Consider the following 21,840-nt stretch of genomic DNA (forward strand, 5'->3'; position numbering starts at 1 on the left):
CCGGCTTGCCGGGGTGCGCGGGGCGTCGGGCTATGTGCGTCAGGCGGCCGCCGTGACGCCAGACCGCGCCCGCGCGCGCAACGACCATCACGGCGCGACGACCGGATGCTTCAGCGCATGCGCGGTCTCGATCCACTGCGCGTGGAACTCGTCCGCATCGGGCCGCAGCCCCAGCTCGCCGTTGCGATAGGCCATCGCGAGCGTCTGCACGGCTTCCGGCAACTCGTGCTCGGCGGCCCGGCGATACAGCGCCAGGGCACGCGCGTCGTCGCGCGGCACCCCGCTGCCGTCGCGGTACGCGTTCGCGAGCATGAAATCCGCGGCCGGGATGTCCGCGCGCGACGCGATGTCGAACCAGTGCGCGGCCTGCACCGGATCGGCGGCGACGCCGTAGCCGCTACGGTAGATCAGCCCGAGGTAGTACGCGGCGGCCGGGTCGCCCTGCGCGGCGGCTTCGCCGAGCAGCGCGCGGGCGCGTGCGTAGTCCTTCGGCAGGTCGCTGCTGCCGAGCAGCAGCGCCTTGCCGAGCGCGAGCTGCGCGCGCCGGGCGGCCGGCGCGCCGGCCTTGCCGTCCGCCTGCGCGGCGGTTTCCAGCCAGCCGCGCCCTTCGTCGCGCAGCCCCGCCTCGTGCGCGTCGACGAGCGCGATGCCGAGCGCCGCCTGCGCGTCGCCCGAGCCGCGGCGCGCCAGCGTGCGCAACTGCGCGAGCGCGTGCGGCTCGGTGGCCTGCGTGACCATCGCCTGCCACTCGTCGAGCTGCGCGGCGCTCGGCGCGGGGCCGGCGCCGCGCAGGCCGGCCGCCGCGACGACGGCCGCGACGGTCGCGGCCGCCGCCGCGAGCAGCGCGGCGGGCGGGAGTTTCGCGCGCAGCAGGCGCCGCGCGGCGGCGGCGACGCCGGTTTCGGCCGGCCGCATCGTCCTGATCGGTTGCATCGCGTCTCTCATCGGGTGAGGTCGATCTCGTAGATCGCGAGGTTCTTGCCCGAGCCGTCGTCGGCCGCGACCTGCGTGATGCCGGCCAGCCCGGCCGCCGCCGCGTCGCCGAGCCGGTTCGGCGCGGACGTGAACTGCACGTGCGCGACCGAGCTCGCGACCTTCGTGAAGCGCCAGCTGCGTTGCGCGCCGTCGGCCGTGCGCGTGATCTTGCCGCGCTGCTTCACGAACGCGATCAGCACGTCGCGGTTCGCATCGGGCGAAGCAAAGATCGTCTTGCTGCCGTCGAGGCCCGGGAAGTTGCCGCCGCCGCTCGCGCGGTAGTTGTTGGTCGCGACGATGAACTGCGCGTTCGGGTCGATCGGCGCGCCCTTGTACGTCAGGTTCCTGATGCGGCTGCCGACGGCTTGCGTGACGTCGATCTCGTACGCGAGATCGGCCGACGTGAACATGTCGAAGTTGTAGCCGGGGAAGGTGCTGACGAGCGGCTGCACGGTCGCCTTGGTCGGGTCGATCCGGTTGAAGCGCTTGGCGGCCGTCTCGAGCCAGTTCTTCACGTCCGCGCCGCTCACCTTCACCGCGTACACGGTGTTCGGGTACAGGTACAGGTCGGCCGCGTTGTTGATCGCGAGCGCGCCCGGTGCGACGTCGGTGTAGTCGCTGCCGCCGCCGAAGCCGCTCTTGAACGGCGCGCTGACCGACAGCACCGGCAGCGACGCGTACTGCGGCAGGTTCGCCTGCACGTAGGTCTTCACGTAGTCGGCCTGCGCCTCGTTGACGATCTGGATCGCGCCCGGGTCGCCGACGTCCGCGAAGTACGAGTTCATCCGGTAGTCGGTCGAGCCGATCGGCGTCTTCACGTAGTCGATCGTCGCCTGGTGCTCGGCGGCGATCGCGGCGGACACGGACGGATCGGCCGCGACGTAGCTCTTGTCGGCGTTCTGGATCGGCCGCGCCTCGACGGTCGTCTGCGACTTGTCGACGCTCCACGCCTTGCCGTCGAATTTCAGGCCGAGCTTGATCACGCCGAGGTGCTTGCCCCAGTAGTTGGCCATCACGGTCGGCACGCCGTTGACGGTGCCCTTGACCTTGTCGACGCCCGGCAGGTTGAACTGCGACACGGTGCTGTTCGCGTCCGGGAACACCTGGTGCGAGTGGCCGATCAGCATCGCGTCGATGCCCGGCACCTTCGACAGCCACCAGCTGCCGTTCTCCATCGTCGGGGAGTACGCGGAATTGTCGAGGCCGCCGTGCGAGATCGCGACGACGAGGTCGGCGCCCTTCGCGCGCATCTCCGGAATGTACTTCTCGGCGGCTTCCTTCAGGCCGGTCGTATAGACCTTGCCGTCGAGCCAGCGCTTGTCCCAGTTCATGATCGCGGGCGGCGTGAAGCCGATGATGCCGATCTTCACGGGCGCGCTGACCGTCTTGCCGTCCGGCGTGGTCGCCGTCACGGTGCGGGTCAGGATCGTGTACGGCGTGAACAGCGGCGCGTTGGTCTTCGCGCTGATCACGTTCGCGAGCACCTGCGGGAAGTTCGGGCCCGCGCATTTCTTCTGCTGGGCCGGAGCCGGCAGGCCGTCGACCTCGAACGTGTTGCCGGTCACCTGCGACAGGTACGGCAGCCCGTAGTTGAATTCATGGTTGCCGATCCCGCCGCCGTCGAACTTCGCGGCGTTCATCACCTTGTAGATCGCGAGCGTCTGGTCGCAGCCGACCGGCTTCACGAGCGCCTGGTAGTCCGACAGCGCGGTGCCCTGGATCGTGTCGCCGTTGTCGAGCAGCAGCGTGTTCGGGAACTGCGCGCGCGCCTGCGCGATCAGCGTCGACACGCGCTCGAAGCCGAGCGAATTGTCGGCGGCGAGCTTGAAGTAGTCGTACGACAGCACGTTGGTGTGCAGGTCGGTGGTCTCGAGCAGCGCGAGCGTGGCCGTCGTGCCGACCGGCGCCTGGGCCGCCGGCGGCGTGACCGGCGGCGAGGTGACGTCGTCGCCGCCGCAGGCGGCGAGAACGAAGGCGAGGCTGGCGAGCGCGGCGATGGCCGGCACGCGGCGACGGGAAGGCAAGGGGAGACGCATCGGTTGTCCTGTTCGGTGTTCTGTTTTATGAATCGGATGAAACGCGAGGTATGCAACGCATGGCGGCGCGGGGCGCCGACGGCCTGATATGCGGCGCGTGAGAGTATCGAAAGGAAACGTGACGGAAGAATGAAAGGTGACGATGCCGATCGCGCCGGGCGCGCGCGGCTTCCCGGCCGGATCGGCGCGGCCCCGGGGCCCGGCGCCGCCGGCCGCCCGTCGAAATCCTCCCGTCGCGCCTTCGGGCGGTTCGCTACAATGGCCGCTGTCACCTTTTTGCAAACAACCCGCCCCTTGGACTTCGAGACTCCTCCAGGCCTGTCGGTCGACGCCGGCGGCCAGGGCCAGACGGTGCGCCTGTACGGCCAGTGGACCGCGCTCGCGCTCGCGCGCAATCGCGGCGCGGTGGCGCGTCGCGTCGCGAGCATCGCGTCGGGCCGCGTAAGCGAGTGGGACCTGTCCGGCATCGAGCGGCTCGACCACGTCGGCGGCCAGGCGCTGTGGCGCGTGTGGGGCCGCAAGCTGCCGGCCGGCGTCGCGCTCAGCGTCACGCAGCGCACGATCTTCGAGCGCATCGAGCGGCTCGACAGCGAGCGCGAGGCACCGGAGCGCGTCGTGCGCGTCGATCCCGTCACGCGGCTCGGCCAGGCGATCTTCAGATTCGGCGAGCACCTGCAGGGCGGCATCGCGATGTTCGGCCTCGTGATCCTCGACGCGCTGTCGGTGCTGCGCCGGCCGCAGACGATGCCGTGGAAGGAAACCTCGGCGAACATCTACAGCGCGGGCGCGCAGGCGCTGCCGATCACGGCGCTCGTCGCGTTCCTGATCGGCATCGTGCTCAGCTACCTGTCCGCGCAGCAGTTGCAGATGTTCGGCGCGAACCGCTACATCGTGAACATCCTCGGGCTGTCGGTGATCCGCGAGCTCGGCCCCGTGCTGTCGGCCATCCTCGTCGCCGGCCGCTCGGGCTCGGCGATCACCGCGCAGATCGGCGTGATGCGCGTGACCGAGGAACTCGACGCGATGCGCGTGATGGGCATCCCGCACGGGCTGCGGCTGATCCTGCCGCGGGTGCTCGCGCTCGGCGTCGCGATGCCGCTGCTCGTGATGTGGACCAACATCATCGCGTTGACCGGCGGCGCGCTCGCCGCGAAGTTCGTGCTCGGGATCGACGTCAACTATTTCGTGCGCTCGCTGCCGGGCGTCGTGCCGATCGCGAACCTGTACATCGGCGTCGGCAAGGGCATCGTGTTCGGCATGCTGATCGCGCTGGTGGCGTGCCATTTCGGCTTCCGGATCAAGGCGAACTCGCAGAGCCTCGGCGAAGGCACGACGACCTCGGTCGTCACGTCGATCACGGTCGTGATCCTCGCCGACGCGGTGTTCGCGATCCTGTTCCAGAACGTGGGGCTCGGATGAACGCATCGAACGAAACGGCCGCCAGCGTCGCGGCAACCGGCGCCGCCGCTGCCGGCACGCCGCCGGCGGCGGCGGTGCAGCCCGGCGAGCTCGTGATCGAGGTGCGCAACCTGACCAAGCGCTACGGGCGCAACATCGTTCACCAGAAGCTCGACTTCGACGTGCGGCGCGGCGAGATCGTGTCGATCGTCGGCGGCTCGGGCTCCGGCAAGACCACGCTGGTGCGGCAGATTCTCGGTCTCGAGCGGCCGACGTCGGGCACGATCAAGGTGTTCGGCGAGGATACGGCGACGATCGACGACGCGAGCGCGCGGATGATGCGCACGCGCTCGGGCATGCTGTTCCAGCAGGGCGCGCTGTTCTCGTCGATGACGGTGTTCGACAACGTCGCGCAGCCGCTGCGCGAGCTCGGCCGCGTGCCGCCGGATCTGCTCCACGACATCGTGATGCTGAAGCTGGAGATGGTCGGGCTGCCGTGCAAGCACGCGTCGAAGATGCCGGCGGCGCTGTCGGGCGGGATGGTGAAGCGGGTCGGCATCGCGCGCGCGATCGCGCTCGAACCCGAGCTGCTGTTCCTCGACGAGCCGACGGCCGGGCTCGACCCGCAGGCATCGGACGAATTCGTCGAGCTGATCGCGACGCTCCACCGCACGCTCGGCCTGACCGTCGTGATGGTGACGCACGATCTCGACACGATGGTCGCGCTGTCGACGCGCGTCGCGGTGCTGGCCGACCGCAAGGTGCTGGTCGCCGCGCCGGTCGAGGAGGCTGCGAACGTCGATCATCCGTTCATCCACGAATATTTCCTGGGGCTGCGCGGGCGCCGCGCGTTGCAGGCGCTGCCGCCCGAGCGGCGCGCGAAGCTGCCGAAGGCGGCCCTCGAACCGGCGCTGTCGAGCGTCGAGCTGTAGGAACGAAGGAATCCGCGAATGGAAAACAAATCACATGCGTTCTGGGCCGGCCTGTTCACGATCGCGCTGACGCTCGCGATCGCCGGCACCGTGTTCTGGTTCAACGTCGACCGCACCGTGCGCGTGCCGTACGACCTGCTGGCGCGCACCAACGTGACGGGGCTGTTCCCCGATGCGGCCGTGCGCTTTCGCGGTCTCGACGTCGGCAAGGTGCAGTCGATCGGTTTCGATCGCTCGCACCCGGGCCAGATCCGGATCCGGATCCTCGTCGACCAGGACGCGCCGATCACGCAGTCGACCTACGGCAGCCTCGGCTTCCAGGGCGTGACGGGCATCGCGTTCGTGCAGCTCGAGGATACCGGCCGCGACCTGGCGCCGCTGCCGTCGTCGCCGAAGGTGATCGCGCAGATCCCGATGCGCCCGAGCCTGTTCGACCAGATCCAGGAGCGCGGCGACGTGCTGCTGCGGCAGCTCGAACTGGCCGCGAAAAGCGCGAACGCGCTGATGTCGCCCGAGATGCGCGAACAGTTGCTCGCGACCGCCGAAAGCCTGCAGCACGCGGCCGACGGCGTGACGACGCTGTCGAAGCAGCTCGGCCCGACGGTCACCGCGCTGCCGGGGGCGATGCACGAGGTGACGCGCACCATGTCGTCGGCGAACACGCTGCTGCAGCCGAACGGGCCGCTCGTGTCGAACCTGAACAAGGCCGGCACGGCGGCGCAGCAGATCGGCGTCGCGCTGAACGATCTCAACGCGCGCGTGCAGTACGACACGCTGCCGCGTTTCAACGCGCTGGCCGGCAGCGTCGGCGACGCGTCGCGGCAATTGAAGGACGTGGCCGGCGAACTCGGCCGCAACCCGAGCAGTCTGTTGTTCGGCTCGCCCGGCGCGGCGCCGGGCCCCGGCGAGCCGGGCTTCGTCTGGCCGGGGGCGACGGCCGGAAAGTGAAGCGCGGCGGCCGCCCGTCGATCGTCCGGCCGGAAACGGCCGGACCGTGACGTTCATCGAAACCGGAAATCTGATGCAGGAACACGCCATGCCACGAATCCTTGACCGCGCGCTGCGCCCGGCCGCTGCCGCGCTCGCCGCGCTGACCCTCTCGCTGGCGGCCGGCTGCGCCGGCAACGGCGCGGCGTTGTCGAACCTCCGCTACGACCTCGGGCCGGCCGCGCCGGTCGCGACGGCCGGCCCGGGCCCCGCGCTGAAGGTGCTCGACGTCGCCGCGCCCGACGCGCTCGACTCGGACAAGTTCGCGTACCGCCTCGCGTATGCGGATGTGCAGCAGGTGGCCGTCTATCGCGACAGCCGCTGGACCGCGCCGCCCGCGCAACTGCTCACGCAGCGGCTGCGCGGCGCGCTGTCGTCGCGCGGCACGGTGCTCGAAGGGTCCGACGGCGTGCGCGCGCCGACCCTCAAGGTCGACCTGAACGAATTCGAGCAGGTGTTCGACGGCCAGTCGCAGAGCCACGGCGCCGTCGCCGCGCGGGCGACGCTGACGCTGGACGGCAAGGTGCTCGCCCAGCGCACGTTCGTCGCCCGTGCGCCGTCGAGCACGCCCGACGCGGCGGGCGGCGCGCGCGCGCTCGCGGCGGCGAGCGACGAGCTCGTGTCGCAGATCGCCGCGTGGGCCGGCATGCAGGCGTACGCGGGGACGCCGTGACGCGGGCCGCGCAGCCGCGATGAGCGAGACCGGCGCGGCTCGCGCATCGCCGCTCGCGCGGCAGGCCTTTGCCGCTTACACGGCGCTGATCGTCTACGCGTCGCTGTATCCGTTCGAAGGCTGGACGTCGCTCGGCATCGGGCCGTTCGACTACCTGTTCGCGCCGATGCAGCGCTACGTGACCGCGTTCGACGTGGTCACGAACGTGCTCGGCTACCTGCCGTTCGGCGCGCTCGGCGTGCTCGCGCTGCACCCGCGCTGGCGCGGCGTGGCCGCGACGCTGATCGCGGGCGGGCTCGGCGTGCTGCTGTCGGGCTCGATGGAAGCGCTGCAAACCTACCTGCCGACGCGCGTCGCGTCGAATCTCGATCTCGCGGCCAACGCGCTCGGCGCGCTGCTGGGCGCGGCGCTCGCCGCACCGGCCACCGGTGCGCTGCTCGACCGCGGTGCGCTGCGCCGGCTGCGCTTCGCGTGGTTCGAGGCCGACGGCGCGACGCCGCTGCTGCTTGCCGGGCTGTGGCCGTTCGCGATCCTGTTTCCGTCGCCGTTCCTGTTCGGCATCGGCGACTGGCCGGCCGTGTTGTGGGAGCGTGCCGACGCGTCGATGCAGGACGCGCTGCTCGCGTGGCTGCCGGCCGCGTGGCGCGTGGGCGAATGGCCCGAGCGCGTCGACGGCTGGTTGTCCGACTCGGGATGGGAGGCCGTGCTCGGCGGGTTGATGCTGTTCGCCGCGCTGACGATCGCGTCGCTCGCGATGCGGCCGGGCGCGCCGCGCGTCCGGCTGCTGATCGCGCTCGTCGCCGCGACGCTCGTGCTGAAGGCGGCCGCGACGTTCATGCAGTCGGCCACCGGCCTCGTGGTCGTGTGGGCGACGCCCGGCGCGCGGCTCGGGATCGAGCTCGGTTTCGCGGCCGCGCTCGTCGCGCTGCGCGTGCCGCCGACATGGCGCGCGACGCTCGCGGGCCTCGCGCTGCTGGCCGGCGTGACGCTCGTGAACCTGCTGCCCGTCAATCCGTTCTTCGATTTCACGCTGTCGGGCTGGCGGCAAGGCCGCTACGTACACTTCAACAGCCTCGCGCGCTGGCTCGCGTGGATCTGGCCCTACGCGGCGCTGATCTGGCTCGGCCAGCGCGTCGAGCACGCGTGGCTGCCGGCCGCGCAGCGGCGCTGACACGGCGGCGCGGGGCCGGGCAGGCCGTGCGGCTGCCGCCGTATCGCGGGCAGCCGCGCGCGCCGGTCGCTATAATCTTCCGCACCATCCGTTGCCGCGTGCAACGGCAATCGCCCCCTCTTTCCGCACGGCCTCGCGCCGGGCCGCTCGCCACCATCATGGATTCCTACTACCAGCACCACGTCTTCTTCTGCCTGAACCAGCGCGAACCGGGCGCCGAACGCCCGAGCTGCGCGCAATGCGACGCGCAGACCATGCAGGAATACGCGAAAAAGCGCGTGAAGGAGCTCGGCCTGGCAGGGCCCGGCAAGGTTCGCATCAACAAGGCCGGCTGCCTCGACCGCTGCGAGGAAGGGCCCGTGATGGTCGTGTACCCGGAGGGCACGTGGTACACGTACGTCGACCAGGCCGACATCGACGAGATCGTCGAGTCGCACCTGCGCGACGGCCAGGTCGTCGAGCGCCTGAAGATCTGAGCGGGCCGGCCGAATGAACGTTCATACGCAGAAGTCGCTGATCGCCGGCCCGGTGGGGCAGATCGAAATCGCGGTCGATCTTCCCGACGCCGTGCGCGAAAGCGGCGCCGCGCCGCGCGGCATCGCGCTCGTCGCGCATCCGCATCCGCTGTTCGGCGGCACGATGGACAACAAGGTCGCGCAAACGCTGGCGCGTACGCTGGTGCAGCTGAACTACGTCGTGTTCCGGTCGAACTTCCGCGGCGTCGGCGCGACCGAGGGCGTGCACGACAACGGCACCGGCGAGGCCGACGACCTGCTCGCGGTGCTCGCGCACATGCGCGCGCAGCCCGCGTACGCCGACCTGCCGCTCGTGCTGGCCGGCTTCTCGTTCGGCACCTTCGTGCTGTCGCACGTCGCGAAGCGGCTGCGCGACGCGGGCGAGACGATCGAGCGGATGGTGTTCGTCGGCACGGCCGCGAGCCGCTGGCAGGTTGCCGACGTGCCCGAGAACACGCTCGTGATCCACGGCGAAATCGACGACACCGTGCCGATCGCCTCGGTGTACGACTGGGCGCGGCCGCAGGAACTGCCGGTCGTCGTGATCCCGGGCGCCGAGCATTTCCTGCATCGCAAGCTGCATGTGCTGAAGCGCATCATCGTCGACGCGTGGCGCTAGCCGCGGCGGGCCTCTCGCCGGCGCGATGCCGGCACGGGCGGGCCCCGGCGCCCGCGGCCCGCGCCACCTGACGCACCCGGGCGCACCCGGGCGCACCCGGGCGGCGGCCTGCGACGGTCGCACGATCCTGCGCGCGATATCGCGCCACGGCGCGCGGCACCTTCCGGCTTTCTGTCGTCCCGCGCGCGCCTGTCGCACACCGTCGAGCGCGACCCCGCGCGACACGCCGTCACCGTGCGCCCGGCGCCGGTGAGCGGCCGTCGGGCGCCCGGTTAGCGAAAACGCCCTGCGCGGGCACGTATAATGGCCGCATTCCGCGTCGCCCGCGGCCCGGCTGGGCCCATGCGGCGCTCGATTCGCCCGCCTGTCCGCCCGCTCGCGACGGCCGCGAACCGAACGCGTCCGCACGAGTCCAACCGGCGCGTTTCGCGTCGTCCGACGATGTCGGGCGAGTGCCCGAAACGCCCGCCGCCTTGCCGTTCAACCCTGCGCGTTTCGCACCGCACTTTCTGCCATCAGCCTGAATCGATCATGCGTCTGTCTCCCCAAGGCCTCAAGTCCCTCGCTTCCTCCATCGCCTTCGGCACCGCCGCGCGCAACGTCGCGCTCGGCGTGATGCTGCCCGTCGCGCTTGCGTCGACGATCGTCGTCGCCGAGGCGAAGCCGGCCGCCAAGGCCAAGGCCGCGCATGCCGCGCCGGCCGCCGCCGAGCAGTTCACCGGCGCGCCCGCGACCTACATGCCGGGCGCGGTGCCGCCGCCGGGCGTGAACGCGCGCTCGTGGGTGCTCGTCGATGCGACCAGCAACACGGTGCTCGCGTCGGGCAATGCGGACGAGCGTGTCGAGCCCGCATCGCTGACCAAGCTGATGACGGCCTACCTCGTGTTCGAGGCGCTCGACAAGAAGAAGATCTCGATGGAGCAGATCGTCACGCCGAGCGAAGCGGTGCGCCGCGTCGGCCGCGACGAGTCGCGCATGTTCATCGAGGCGAACAAGCCGGTGTCCGTGCACGACCTCGTGTACGGGATGATCATCCAGTCGGGCAACGATGCCGCGATCGCGCTGGCCGAACTCGTCGGCGGCAGCGAAGGGCAGTTCGTCACGATGATGAACGACGAGGTGCAGCGCCTCGGCATGAAGGGCACGCACTTCGCCGACGTGAACGGCATGCCCGACCCGAACCACTACACGACGGCCGGCGACCTCGCGAAGCTGTCCGCCCACCTGATCCGCGATTTTCCGCAGTACTACAGCATCTTCTCGGAGAAGGAATTCAAGTACAACAACATCCGCCAGGGCAACCGCAACCGTCTGCTGTGGCTCGACCCGACGGTCGACGGCCTGAAGACGGGCCATACGCAGGCGGCCGGCTACTGCCTGATCGCATCGGCGAAGCGGGCGATCCCGGGCGTGGACGGCCAGCGTCGCCTGGTGTCGGTGATGATGGGCGAGCAGAAGGAAGGCGAGCGCACGCAGGACAGCATGAAGATGCTGAACTACGGCTACAGCGCGTTCGATTCGGTGCGCCTGTTCAAGGGCGGCCAGGCGATCTCGACGCCGCGCATCTACAAGGGCAAGACAAACACCGTGCAGGTCGGCGTGAAGGGCGACCAGTGGGCGACCGTGCCGCGCGGCCTCGGCGACAAGGTCAAGACGGAAGTCGACGTCAATGCGCCGCTGATCGCGCCGCTCGCCGAAGGGCAGCAGGTCGGCACCGTGAAGATCGTCGCCGACGGCAAGACGCTGTCGGAATTCCCGGTCGTCGCGCTGCAGGCGGTGCCGGAAGCCGGTATCTTCGGGCGTATCTGGGACTCGATCCTGCTGATGTTCAGCAAGAAGAAGTAAGCGCATCGCAACGGGCCTTTGTTTTCACGACTTCATCCCCATCTGTCATAGCCATGAGCCAAGCCGAATTCGAACCGATCGTCTACCTCAGCGTCTCGTCGCGGGAGGAACTGGTACCGCTGTCCGAAGCCCGCGTCCCGGTGCTCGACCGCGGGTTCATCTTCGGCGACGGCGTGTATGAAGTCGTCCCCGTCTATGCGCACGACGGCGCGCACGTGCCGTTCCGGATCGGGCAGCATCTGGAGCGGCTCGCGCGCAGCCTGAAGAAGATCGGCATCGACAATCCGCACGACGAGGCCGGCTGGCGCGCGCTGATCGAGCGCATCGTCGCGGCGAATGCGGAAGGCCTCGGCGCGGGCGACGCGCTCGTCTACCTGCAGGTGACGCGCGGCGTCGCGAAGCGCGGCCATGCGTTCCCGGCGGACGCGGTGCCGACGGTGTTCGCGATGGCGAGCCCGCTGCGCCTGCCGCCGGAGCAGGAGCGCGCGAACGGCATTCGCTGCGTGACGGCGGAGGATCGCCGCTGGCTGCATTGCGACATCAAGTCGATCTCGCTGCTCGGCAACGTGCTGATGGCGCAACATGCGGCGGAGCACGATGCGTTCGAGACGCTGCAGTTGCGCGACGGCAACCTGACCGAAGGCTCGTCGTCGAACGTGTGGATCGTGAAGAACGGCGAGCTGCTCGCGCCGCCGCGCAGCAACAAGATCCTCGAGGGGATCCGCTACGGGCTGATCGAGGAACTGGCCGACGAGTGCGGGATTCCGTTCGTCGCGCGCGAGATCAGCGAAGTGGAGTTGCGCGCGGCCGACGAGATCATGATCACCTCGGCCACGAAGGAAGTGCTGCCCGTCACGTTGCTCGACGGTCTGCCCGTACAGGGCGGCAAGCCGGGCCCCGTGTTCGCGGCGTTGTACGACGCGTACCAGCGCGCGAAGGCGCGCGAGTTTGAACAGTTTGACCTAACCCGGAGAAAATGATGAGCGAACCGACCAAAACCATCGAGGTGACCGGCGCGATCGATACCCGGAAGGAGTCGCTGCTGGAGTTTCCGTGCGATTTCCCGATCAAGATCATGGGCAAGGCGCACCCCGAGTTCAAGGACACGATCTTCAAGGTCGTGGCGGTTCACGACAACGAGATCGACGTCGAGAAGATCGAGGAGCGCGCGTCGAGCGGCGGCAATTACACGGGGCTCACGATCACCGTGCGCGCGACGAGCCAGGAGCAGCTCGACAACATCTACCGCGCGCTGACCGGCCATCCGATGGTCAAGGTCGTACTCTGAGCGCCCTCCATCCGCCTTCCTGCGCGCACTCGGCGGGGGTCTTCCCCGCCGCACGCCGCGCGTCCAGTTCGTCGCACAGCCGCCTGTATTCGGCGACTTCCTGAAGCAGCCAGGTCCTGAACGCCTGCACGCGCGGCGTGTTCAGGAGCGGCGGCGGACACACGAAAAAATAGTGCCACGGGCTCGGCCCGTCGATGTCGAACAGGCGCACGAGGCGCCCGTCCAGCAGGTCGTGCACCGCGAGCGAGCGCCGCACGAGCGCGATGCCCTGACCGTCGATCGCGGCCAGCAGCAGGTTCGACGAATCCTGATACAGAATCCCCCGTTTCGGCTCGGTCAGCGTATCGAGCCCGGCCGCGTCGAACCACGGCCGCCACAGCTCGTCGTCCGAGCGCAGCAGGTTGTAGCGCGCGAGATCGGCGGGCGTCTGCGGCAGCTTGCCGCCGTTCAGCGTCGGCGAGCACGCCGGAAAGAACACCTCGTCGAACAGCGGCTCGACGTGCAGCCCCGGGTAGCTGCCGTGGCCGAAGCGGATCGCGAGATCGACGTCGTCGCGCGAGAAATCGGTGAGCGAGTTGGTCGACTGCAGCTCGACGTCGATTTCCGGATGCCGCTCGATGAACGTCCCGATGCGCGGCGTGATGAAGCGCGCGGCGAACGACGACAGCATCGACACCACGAGCCGCCGGTCGCGGTCGCTCGCGCGCACGTCGCGCGTCGCGTCGGCGATCACCATCAGCGCGGTGCGGATCTGCTGCGCGTAGCGCATGCCGGCGTCGGTCAGGCACAGCCGCTTGCCGTTGCGGGTGAACAACTGCACGCCGAGCTCCTCCTCGAGCGCGCGCACCTGGTGGCTTACCGCGCCGTGCGTGACGTACAGCTCGTCGGCGGCGCGCGAGAAATTCTCGTGACGGGCGGCGGCTTCGAACGCGCGAATCGCGTTCAGCGCAGGCAGCTGGCGGAGGTCCATTTGCTAATTTTCCTCACATCGACGTGAAAATTGGTCGTTTGGTCGGGTGCCTTGAAATGACTACGATTGTAGCCATCGAAGCATTTATTGGCGGAGTCGATCATGCAAGAAATTTCTTCAAGCGTCACATTCGAAATCCCGGTGGGCGAAACGGTGCCGCTGAAGGTACAGCGCAGCACGAGGCTGACGGTCCAGTGCGGTCCGGTGTGGGCCACGCGCAGCAACGACGTCGACGATTACTTCCTGGTCGACGGCGAGACGCTGAAGCTGCGCCGCGGCGAGCGGCTGTGGCTCAGCGCGGAAAGCCGGGAAGGCGCGCGCGTCGCGTTCTCGGTGGCGAGGCCGCCGCAGGAAGTCGCGCTAAGCGGGCTGGCACGGCTGCGCGAACGCGTGGCCGCGCTGCTCCATGACGGCTGGCGCACCGTCTGACCATTATTTCCTCCGACGGATACCGGCGATCCGTCCCCGCGCCCAGGCCGGCGAGACCCACGGGTTTTCGGTAAACTACCGCCCATGTCCGTTTCGCCGGTTTCCATCGTGTCCACGCCTGTCGCCGTTTCCGCATCGTCCGCCGAACTGCCGGCCCCGCCGGTCACCGTGCAGTGGCGGGGCGTCGAGGCCTACGCGGCGAGCTTCGACGCGATGCGCGCGTTCACCGACGCGCGCACGGCCGACACCGGCGACGAAATCTGGGTGGTCGAGCACCCGCCCGTCTACACGCTCGGCCAGGCGGGCGACCCGGCCCACCTGCTGGTGGCCGACAGCGGCGTGCCGCTCGTGAAGGTCGACCGCGGCGGGCAAATCACCTATCACGGCCCCGGCCAGATCGTCGTCTACCTGCTGCTCGACTTGCGGCGGCGCAAGCTGATGGTGCGCGCGCTCGTGACGAAGATCGAGGAGGCCGTGATCGAAACCCTCGCGGCGTATAATCTCGCATCGGTCCGCAAGGCCGGCGCACCCGGGATCTACGTGGCATCAGGCGCGCACGAAGGCGCGAAAATCGCGGCCCTCGGCCTGAAGATCCGCAACGGCTGCAGCTATCACGGGCTGAGCCTGAACGTGAAGATGGATTTGCGCCCGTTTCTCGCGATCAACCCGTGCGGCTACGCCGGACTGGAAACCGTCGACATGGCGAGCCTCGAGGTTGCCGCCGACTGGAACGACGTCGCCCGCACGCTGGTGCGCCGTCTGATCGCCAACCTCGGCGGCGTATCCGCGGCCGCCGACAAGCCGCAGGCACTGGAACCACATTCGAATGACTGACGTTACCGCTTCCCCCGCACCGGCCGATTCGGCCGCGACCGCTGCCTACGATCCGACCGCCAAGCAGAAGGCGCAGGCGAAGACGGCACGCATCCCGATCAAGGTCATTCCGATCGAGAAGCTGAAGAAACCCGAGTGGATCCGCGTGAAGGCGGCCACCGGCAGTTCGCGCTTCAACGAGATCAAGACGATCCTGCGCGAGCACAACCTGCATACGGTGTGCGAGGAAGCGAGCTGCCCGAACATCGGCGAATGCTTCGGCAAGGGCACGGCGACGTTCATGATCATGGGCGACAAGTGCACGCGCCGCTGCCCGTTCTGCGACGTCGGCCACGGCCGCCCGGATCCGCTCGACGCCGACGAACCGAAGAACCTCGCGCGCACGATCGCCGCACTGAAGCTCAAGTACGTGGTGATCACGAGCGTCGACCGCGACGACCTGCGCGACGGCGGCGCCGCCCACTTCGTCGAGTGCATTCGCGAAGTGCGCGAACAGTCGCCGGAAACGCGCATCGAAATCCTGACGCCGGACTTCCGCGGCCGTCTCGATCGCGCGATCTCGATCCTGAACGCCGCGCCGCCGGACGTGATGAACCACAACCTCGAAACGGTGCCGCGCCTGTACAAGGAAGCGCGCCCGGGTTCGGACTACGCGCACTCGCTGAAGCTGCTGAAGGATTTCAAGGCGCTGCATCCGGACGTCGCGACGAAGTCGGGCCTGATGGTCGGCCTCGGCGAGACGGAAGAGGAGATCCTGCAGGTGATGCGCGACCTGCGCGCGCACGACGTCGACATGCTGACGATCGGCCAGTACCTGCAGCCGTCGGAGCACCACCTGCCGGTGCGGGCGTACGTGCATCCGGATACGTTCAGGATGTACGAGGACGAGGCGTACAAGATGGGCTTCACGCACGCGGCCGTCGGCGCGATGGTGCGCTCGAGCTATCACGCCGATCTGCAGGCCCATGGGGCCGGGGTGGTCTGAGCGCCGCGTTCGCGCGGCAGCAGCCCCGTGCAGTCGAAAGAGCCCGCAGCGATGCGGGCTTTTTTTCGTCCATGGATCCGGCGAAGCAACGGTTTTCGAGTCGGGCGATCGAAGCAGGCGTTCCCCCACGCGTATCCGGTCTACGGATGATCTGTCGTCCCCCCGCCTTGATATTCTTTCTCTTCGTAACAAAGCGCGGCAATCTGCCACCGATCGTCGTTGACCAGCCATAGCTCCAGAAAATCGAACCGGGTAAGTATTCCTTCGCCGCGTTGCATCGAGCCGGTGCCGGAAATCGATGCCCAGAGCGGGCTTTCCTCGATTGCCGTGATCTCGTCGCGAACCTGCAGGGAAAAGCCACGCCAGGTCTTTTCGGACAGATGCCGCTGCATGGCGGATATCTGCTGGAGCCTGGTCAGGATACGGTCTCCCCGCTTGACGAAGAAATGCGGGCTCTCTACGAATTTCAGCTGATCGATGTCGCCGTTCATATAGGCGTCGATCCACACATCCCTCATTTCCAGCAAGCCGTATCGGGTTTTCATGGAATTCTGTCAGACAGGAATTGACGGGCCGGCCCTCCGGGTTCGAGATGAAAAACTAACGTTCGCTTCGACGAATGGATATGGGACTCGTATGAAAGCTTGCATGCGTGGCGGAGCGCGCGAGATTTCCGTCGGCGGTCAGGGGCGATCGGTGACGGCATGTTTTCGTATGCTGATTGCCGCTCCATCGTCGCCGCCATTCAATCGAACGTGGAAAGCAAAGCTGAAACGGCATCGATAGCTTCGCAGGATAAGTTGGCTCCCGCCGTACGCAAAGCTCCTATAGTCGGCTCTCCCGCAGCAATGCCCGCATTCCGAAGGAGAGCCGCATGTCCCGTTTCAGCTTCATCCGCCGCGCCGTCGTCGCGCTGACCGCCTTTGCCGCGCTCGGCGCGGCGCACGCCGAATCGCGCGAGGTCGTGATCGCGTACCAGGACATGGTGGTGCCGTGGCGCTACGCGCAGGCGAGCGGTGAAGTCGAAAAGGCGACCGGCTACAAGGTCACGTTCCGCAAGCTCGACAGCGGCGCGGACGTGATCCGCGCGCTCGCGTCGGGCTCCGTGCAGCTCGGCGAAGCCGGGTCGAGCCCGATCGCCGCCGGCCTGTCGCAAGGGCTCGACATCTCGCTGTTCTGGGTGCTCGACAACATCAACGACGCGGAAGCGCTCGTCGCGCGCAACGGCTCGGGCGTGACCAGCGTCGCGGCGCTGAAGGGCAAGAAGATCGGCGTGCCGTTCGTGTCGACGTCGCATTTCCACACGCTCGTCGCGCTGCAGGCCGCGGGCGTGAACCCGAACGACGTGAAGATCGTCAACCTGCGTCCGCCCGAGGTCGCGGCCGCCTGGGCGCGCGGCGACATCGACGCGACCTACATCTGGGATCCGGTGCTCGCGAAGGTCAAGCAGTCGGGCACCGTGCTGACGACGTCGGGCCAGGTCGCGAAGGAAAGCGGCAAGGCGACCTTCGACGGCTTCGTCGTGAGCCGCAAGTTCGCGCGCGAGAATCCGGAGTTCGTCACGCGCTTCGTGAAGGTGCTCGCGGCCGCGGATGCCGACTATCGCGCGCATACCGCCGCCTGGAAGGTCGGTTCGCCGCAGGTCGCGGCGGTCGCGAAGGAATCGGGGGCGAACGCGCAGGACGTGCCGGCCAGCCTCGCGCTCTACGCGTTCCCGACGCCGGCCGAGCAGGCGTCGCCGACGTGGCTCGGCGGCGGCGCGCAATCGGGTGCCGCGAAGTCGCTCGCGGCCACCGCGACGTTCCTCAAGTCGCAGGGCACGATCCAGACGGTGCTGTCCGACTATTCGGCCGGCGTCGATCCGCAGTTCGTGCAGAAGGCCGCGCGCTGAGCGCGGCGATCGTAGCGGAGGCCCGACCATGAGCACGCTGGAAGTTCGTCAGGTATCGGTCGACTATCCGGGCGAGCGCGGCCGGCCGACGACGCAGGCGCTCGCGCGCGTCGATCTGCGCATCGATGCCGGCGAGTTCGTCGTCGCGCTCGGCGCGTCCGGGTGCGGAAAGACGACGCTCCTGAACTGCATGGCCGGCTTCGTTGCGCCGACGACCGGCGACGTGCGCGTCGACGGCGTGCCGGTCACGGGCCCCGGCGCCGATCGCGGCGTCGTGTTCCAGAAATACGCGCTGCTGCCGTGGCTCGACGTGCTCGACAACGTCGCGCTCGGGCTGCGGTTCGCCCGCGTGTCGAAGGCCGAGCGCGAAGCGCGCGCGCGGGAGATGCTCGCGCTCGTCGGGCTCGAACGGCATGCGCATGCGCGCGTGTACGAGCTGTCGGGCGGGATGCAGCAGCGGGTAGGCATCGCGCGCGCGCTCGCGAGCGACCCGCGCGTGCTGCTGATGGACGAGCCGATGGGCGCGCTCGATGCGATGACGCGCGGCACGATGCAGGCGCTCGTGCTCGACGTCTGGGCGCGCACCGGCAAGACGGTGTTCTTCATCACGCACGACGTCGAGGAGGCGCTGTTCCTGGCGACGCGTCTCGTCGTCATGACGCCGGGCCCCGGCCGGATCGCGGAAACCTTCGAATTGCCGTTCGCGCGTCGCTACGTCGAATCGCGCGATGCGCGCGCGGTGAAGTCTTCGCCGGATTTCATCGCATGGCGCGAACGGCTGATCGCGTACCTGCATCGCGACGAGGCGACCGAGGCGGCGGCGTGACGCGCGCACTCGCGCGACAGGGCGCGTCTGTCGGGCGCGGTCGGATCAGTACTTTGCACAGGCGGGACAGCATGAGCACGCAGGAATCGTGGACGGCCGACGGAACGGCCGCGGGTGCCGGGCAGGGCGATCGCGCGGCACCGCCGCGCGCCGCACGCCACGCGCATCGATCGTCGCCGTCGCGCCGCTACCGGTTGCCGGGGCAGGGCAGGACGGCAGGGCTGAGCGCGGCGACGGTCGCGGCGCTGGCCGTGCTGTGGTGGGTCGCCACGCATCGCCAGTGGCTGCCGCCGCTGTTCCTGCCCGCGCCGGAAGCCGTGTGGGCGGCCTTCGTCGATGCATGGCACGGCCGCATCCAGGGCGGCCTGCCGTTGTCCGAGCATCTGCTGTGGAGCGCGGCGCGCGTGTTCGGCGCGTTCCTGCTGGCCACCGCGTTCGGCGTGCCGGCCGGCATCCTGATGGGCGTGAGCCGCATCGCGCGCGGCGTGCTCGATCCGCTGCTGGAATTCTATCGGCCGCTGCCGCCGCTCGCGTACCTGCCGCTCGTCGTGATCTGGTTCGGCATCGACGAAACGGCCAAGCTCGTCGTGATCTTCCTCGCCTGCTTCGCGCCGATCGCGATGGCGGCACGCGCCGGCGTGCGCGCGGCGACGGTCGAGCAGATCAACGCCGCGTATTCGCTCGGCGGCAGTTTCGCGCAGATCGTGCGCCACGTGGTGCTGCCGGCCGCGCTGCCGGAGATCCTGACCGGGCTGCGGATCGCGATCGGGTTCGGCTGGACGACGCTCGTCGCGGCCGAGATGGTCGCCGCGACGGCCGGGCTCGGGCAGATGGTGCTCAACGCATCGAGCTTCCTGCGCACGGACATCGTCGTGATGGGGATCCTGATCATCGGCGCGATCGCATGGCTGTTCGATCTCGCGATGCGCTGGGTCGAGCGGCGGATCGTGCCGTGGAAGGGGCGGGCGTGAACGCACGCCGTCCGTATCGCTCAGGCAGGTGAAAGGGCCGGATTCCGCACGATGCGGAATCCGGCCCTCGGCTTATTGCGCTTGCGTGCGCCCACTGGCTTGCGGGAGCGCTTCACTGCCGGTCCTCGTTGCGACGTGACGCCGTTCGGCCGACGACTCGTCGCGTCCGGACGCTTACCAGCGATAGCCCGCACCGGCGCCGACCGCGACCGTGCCGCGCGTATTGGTCGAGCCGGATGCCTTGACCACCCAGCGTCCGTTGCGCGTGGCGGTCGACAGGCCGAATGCGACAGCCGACTGGCCGCCGTACGTGCCGCCGGCAACCGCAACCATGCTTTCGCCGGCCAGCGACGCCTGCGGCAGGTTCGCGATGGCGACCGCGGATGCAATGCCGCCGCTCGCGTCGCGCCGGTAGTGATCGATGTCGGCGCGAACGCTGCCGATCTGGCTGTTCAATTGCTGCACGTTGACCGCGTCGGTCGGTGCGGTGCCGGCCGCGACGTTCGTGATCTGCCGTTCCTGTCCGGGGGCGCCGACGGAGACCGTGTTGTCGCGGTCGGCAACGGAATTCGCGCCGAGCGCGACCGAGTTCTGGCCCGACGCATTGGCGTTCGTCCCGATCGAGACGCTGCTGTCGCCGGAGGCGCTCGACCCTTGTCCGAGCGCCATCGTGTTCGACCCGGTCGCGCCGCTGCCGTCGCCGATCTGCTCCAGCTTGTTGCCGGTCTCGCCGGACGGATTGCCGCCGGGGCCGCTCTGCTCGACGTTCGACAGGCGCGAATCGAGCGCGTCGATGCCGCTCTGGAACTGCTGCTGCATTGAAAACAGTTGCGAGCCGTTGACGGCCTGCAGGCTGCCTTCGGCGATCGCGCCCGCCGCGACGTTGTCGAGCACGGTGCCGCCGATGCCGCCGAGGGTCGCGCGGGCAAGCGTCAGGTCGTCGTAGACGACTGCGCCGAGCGGCTTTCCGGACGGGTCGACGAGGCCGGTGGCCTTGAGTTGCGCGATCGTCACGGCATCGGTGTCGTCGACGCCGTTGGACAACCCCGTCAGCACACGCGTGCCGCTCGAGCCGGCGACGCTGACCGATGTGCCGCCCTTGTCCGCGCCGATCGAAATCGCGAGGCTGTCCGGATCCTGCCGGACAAGCCCGGTCGTGCCGTTGTCGATCCGTGTGCCGAGATCGTCGACATCGGCGCGGATCGACGTCACGTTGGTCTCGACCGTCGTGACGCGGCCGTCGATCGTCGTGACACGCTCGTCGAGCACGGTGAGCGACGCATTCGCGTCGTCGAGTCCCTTGCCGTTCGCGACGACCCGGCTGTCGAGATTCGTCAGCGCGCTGCCGACGTCGCCGAAGGTATGGTCGCCGATCTCGTAGCTCGGCGCGCTGACGGTGCCGTCCGCACCGACGGCGGCGTTGCCGCCGAGCGCGTCGACGACGGGCTTGAGTTGCGACAGGTTGAGTGCGTCGGTGTCGCGCGAGCCGGCGCGCACGTTGACCAGCTGGCGCTCGGCGCCCGTGTCGCCGATCGACACCGTGTTCGCGCGGTCGGCGACGCTGCCATGGCCGAGCGCGACCGCGCCGTGCGCCGTGACGTTCGTGTCCGCGCCGAGCGCGAGGCCGCGGTTCGCATTGACGCTCGACGACACGCCGAACGCGCCCGAGCGGTCGCCGTGGACCTTCGCATTCTCACCGACGGCCACGACCGCTTGACCGTCGGCCACGGATCGGGCGCCGATCGCGATTGCCGAGTAATCGCCGTGGGAGACGCCGGCTGCATTCGCGCCGGCCCCGATGGCGATCGATCCGAAGCCGGTGGCGGACGGCTTGCCGCCGCTGCCGTCCTTGATGATCACGTTGTCCTGGACCAGATCGGCGTGACCGTAGCAGGGTGCGAGCGCCGCGATGGCGAAGGCAAGCGCCGAGAGGCGGGTGGCGTGCGTGCGTCGCTGTTGCGCCGATGCGCGTGAATGCGCACACGGAATGCCGGGTCGACCGGCGAATGGGATCGTCATATTTGTCGTAGTCCTGATTAATTGATCTCGTGCGCGACGTGTCCGAGTGGCGCGTGCGCGGTTTCGTCGACAGGGGCCGGACCCGGTGCCGCACCCGCGAGCGACATGTCTCAATCGGACAACCCGGGTGTGAGCGAGCGACTATACCGAGCGGCCAAAGTGCCGTCGATCAGACATCTACGAAATTGAATGACCGAATTGGGACACGACTGAAATCGTGCATCGGTCCATTCGCCGGCCCGAAGCAGGCATCGGGCAGGGCGAGCGCGCGGCGCCGCCACGCGTCGCGACCGGTTGCCGGCGCCGGGCAGGACGGCCGGGCTGCGGGCGGCGACGGTCGAGCGGATCGACGCCGCGTATCCGCTCGGCGGCAGTCTCGCGCGGAGCGTGCGCCATGTGGCGCTGCCGGCGGCCGCGCCGATCTCGCGATGCGCGGGGTCGGGCGGCGGATCGCGCCGTGGAAGAGGGGCGGATGG

At 69.1% G+C, this 21,840-nt stretch carries 21 protein-coding genes and 1 pseudogene; 16 read left to right on the plus strand and 6 right to left on the minus strand.

Translation table 11 applies throughout. The features are described from left to right. Positions 1–87: 87 nt before the first annotated feature. Positions 88–933 (minus strand): tetratricopeptide repeat protein, encoded by an 846-nt coding sequence (locus GQ56_RS0120590; RefSeq protein ID WP_031400416.1) that lies wholly within the window; start codon positions 931–933, stop codon positions 88–90. An 8-nt stretch (positions 934–941) separates the two neighbouring features. Further along, positions 942–3,011 (minus strand): bifunctional 2',3'-cyclic-nucleotide 2'-phosphodiesterase/3'-nucleotidase, encoded by a 2,070-nt coding sequence (locus GQ56_RS0120595; protein WP_031400417.1) that lies wholly within the window; start codon positions 3,009–3,011, stop codon positions 942–944. Between the two features lie 294 nt (positions 3,012–3,305). Here GQ56_RS0120595 and GQ56_RS0120600 point away from each other — a divergent pair, with 294 nt between their 5' ends. The 10 genes from GQ56_RS0120600 (at position 3,306) to GQ56_RS0120645 (ending at position 12,439) form a co-directional block, all read left to right on the plus strand. Then, on the plus strand, positions 3,306–4,430 hold the full coding sequence (locus GQ56_RS0120600; RefSeq protein ID WP_031400418.1) for an MlaE family ABC transporter permease: 1,125 nt from the start codon (positions 3,306–3,308) through the stop codon (positions 4,428–4,430). Beyond that, a complete protein-coding gene (locus GQ56_RS0120605) occupies positions 4,427–5,341 on the plus strand; it encodes an ABC transporter ATP-binding protein (RefSeq protein WP_031400419.1) in 915 nt (304 codons plus the stop codon). Before GQ56_RS0120600 ends, GQ56_RS0120605 begins: the two co-directional genes overlap by 4 nt. 18 nt (positions 5,342–5,359) lie before the next feature. Further along, entirely contained in the window at positions 5,360–6,289 is a 930-nt protein-coding gene (locus tag GQ56_RS0120610) for an MlaD family protein (RefSeq protein ID WP_031400420.1), read from the plus strand. Between the two features lie 88 nt (positions 6,290–6,377). After that, entirely contained in the window at positions 6,378–7,001 is a 624-nt protein-coding gene (locus GQ56_RS0120615) for an ABC-type transport auxiliary lipoprotein family protein (protein WP_031400421.1), read from the plus strand. 19 nt (positions 7,002–7,020) lie between these two features. Then, a complete protein-coding gene (locus GQ56_RS0120620; RefSeq protein ID WP_031400422.1) occupies positions 7,021–8,172 on the plus strand; it encodes a VanZ family protein in 1,152 nt (383 codons plus the stop codon). A 158-nt stretch (positions 8,173–8,330) separates the two neighbouring features. Beyond that, positions 8,331–8,648 carry a (2Fe-2S) ferredoxin domain-containing protein gene (locus GQ56_RS0120625; RefSeq protein WP_031400423.1) on the plus strand — a complete coding sequence of 106 codons (318 nt, stop codon included), beginning with the start codon at positions 8,331–8,333 and terminating at the stop codon, positions 8,646–8,648. A gap of 13 nt (positions 8,649–8,661) precedes the next feature. Next, positions 8,662–9,306, plus strand: a complete 645-nt coding sequence (locus tag GQ56_RS0120630) for an alpha/beta hydrolase (RefSeq protein ID WP_031400424.1) — start codon at positions 8,662–8,664, stop codon at positions 9,304–9,306. A 531-nt stretch (positions 9,307–9,837) separates the two neighbouring features. Further along, positions 9,838–11,151 carry a D-alanyl-D-alanine carboxypeptidase family protein gene (locus tag GQ56_RS0120635; protein WP_031400425.1) on the plus strand — a complete coding sequence of 438 codons (1,314 nt, stop codon included), beginning with the start codon at positions 9,838–9,840 and terminating at the stop codon, positions 11,149–11,151. Positions 11,152–11,204: 53 nt separating this feature from the next. Next, entirely contained in the window at positions 11,205–12,131 is a 927-nt protein-coding gene (locus tag GQ56_RS0120640; RefSeq protein WP_031400426.1) for a D-amino acid aminotransferase, read from the plus strand. Then, a complete protein-coding gene (locus GQ56_RS0120645; RefSeq protein ID WP_011353335.1) occupies positions 12,131–12,439 on the plus strand; it encodes an HP0495 family protein in 309 nt (102 codons plus the stop codon). The genes GQ56_RS0120640 and GQ56_RS0120645 overlap by 1 nt, the downstream gene beginning before the upstream one ends. On the opposite strand, the gene GQ56_RS0120650 is transcribed toward GQ56_RS0120645, so the two are convergent. Beyond that, positions 12,423–13,409: a transcriptional regulator GcvA gene (locus tag GQ56_RS0120650; RefSeq protein ID WP_031400427.1), complete on the minus strand. Its 987-nt coding sequence runs from the start codon at positions 13,407–13,409 to the stop codon at positions 12,423–12,425. The two genes, GQ56_RS0120645 and GQ56_RS0120650, sit on opposite strands and share 17 nt — an antisense overlap. Before the next feature lie 102 nt (positions 13,410–13,511). Here GQ56_RS0120650 and GQ56_RS0120655 point away from each other — a divergent pair, with 102 nt between their 5' ends. The 3 genes from GQ56_RS0120655 (at position 13,512) to lipA (ending at position 15,657) form a co-directional block, all read left to right on the plus strand. Continuing rightward, positions 13,512–13,838, plus strand: a complete 327-nt coding sequence (locus GQ56_RS0120655) for a DUF2917 domain-containing protein (protein WP_031400428.1) — start codon at positions 13,512–13,514, stop codon at positions 13,836–13,838. An 84-nt stretch (positions 13,839–13,922) separates the two neighbouring features. Next, complete coding sequence (lipB, locus tag GQ56_RS0120660) at positions 13,923–14,672, plus strand: lipoyl(octanoyl) transferase LipB (RefSeq protein ID WP_031400429.1); 750 nt, start codon at positions 13,923–13,925, stop codon at positions 14,670–14,672. Beyond that, positions 14,665–15,657, plus strand: coding sequence for a lipoyl synthase (gene lipA, locus GQ56_RS0120665; protein ID WP_031400430.1), 993 nt, complete (start codon positions 14,665–14,667; stop codon positions 15,655–15,657). Before lipB ends, lipA begins: the two co-directional genes overlap by 8 nt. Before the next feature lie 140 nt (positions 15,658–15,797). Here the strand turns inward: lipA and GQ56_RS0120670 are convergent, their stop codons facing one another. Continuing rightward, complete coding sequence (locus GQ56_RS0120670) at positions 15,798–16,202, minus strand: hypothetical protein (RefSeq protein ID WP_031400431.1); 405 nt, start codon at positions 16,200–16,202, stop codon at positions 15,798–15,800. A 329-nt stretch (positions 16,203–16,531) separates the two neighbouring features. On the opposite strand from GQ56_RS0120670, the gene tauA reads away from it, so the two are divergent. The 3 genes from tauA to GQ56_RS0120685 all read left to right on the plus strand — a co-directional run bounded on the left by tauA (position 16,532) and on the right by GQ56_RS0120685 (position 19,345). Beyond that, on the plus strand, positions 16,532–17,548 hold the full coding sequence (gene tauA / locus GQ56_RS0120675; protein ID WP_031400432.1) for a taurine ABC transporter substrate-binding protein: 1,017 nt from the start codon (positions 16,532–16,534) through the stop codon (positions 17,546–17,548). Between the two features lie 28 nt (positions 17,549–17,576). Beyond that, positions 17,577–18,374, plus strand: coding sequence for a taurine ABC transporter ATP-binding protein (locus tag GQ56_RS0120680; protein ID WP_031400433.1), 798 nt, complete (start codon positions 17,577–17,579; stop codon positions 18,372–18,374). Positions 18,375–18,445: 71 nt separating this feature from the next. Beyond that, entirely contained in the window at positions 18,446–19,345 is a 900-nt protein-coding gene (locus tag GQ56_RS0120685; RefSeq protein WP_031400434.1) for an ABC transporter permease subunit, read from the plus strand. Positions 19,346–19,519: 174 nt separating this feature from the next. Here GQ56_RS0120685 and GQ56_RS0120690 read toward each other — a convergent pair whose 3' ends face one another. Next, positions 19,520–21,364: a YadA family autotransporter adhesin gene (locus tag GQ56_RS0120690; protein WP_031400435.1), complete on the minus strand. Its 1,845-nt coding sequence runs from the start codon at positions 21,362–21,364 to the stop codon at positions 19,520–19,522. Positions 21,365–21,474: 110 nt separating this feature from the next. Continuing rightward, positions 21,475–21,840 (minus strand): annotated as a pseudogene (locus tag GQ56_RS46560) (hypothetical protein); the annotation flags it as partial.

The sequence above is a fragment of the Burkholderia paludis genome, from assembly GCF_000732615.1.
Classification (GTDB): domain Bacteria; phylum Pseudomonadota; class Gammaproteobacteria; order Burkholderiales; family Burkholderiaceae; genus Burkholderia; species Burkholderia paludis.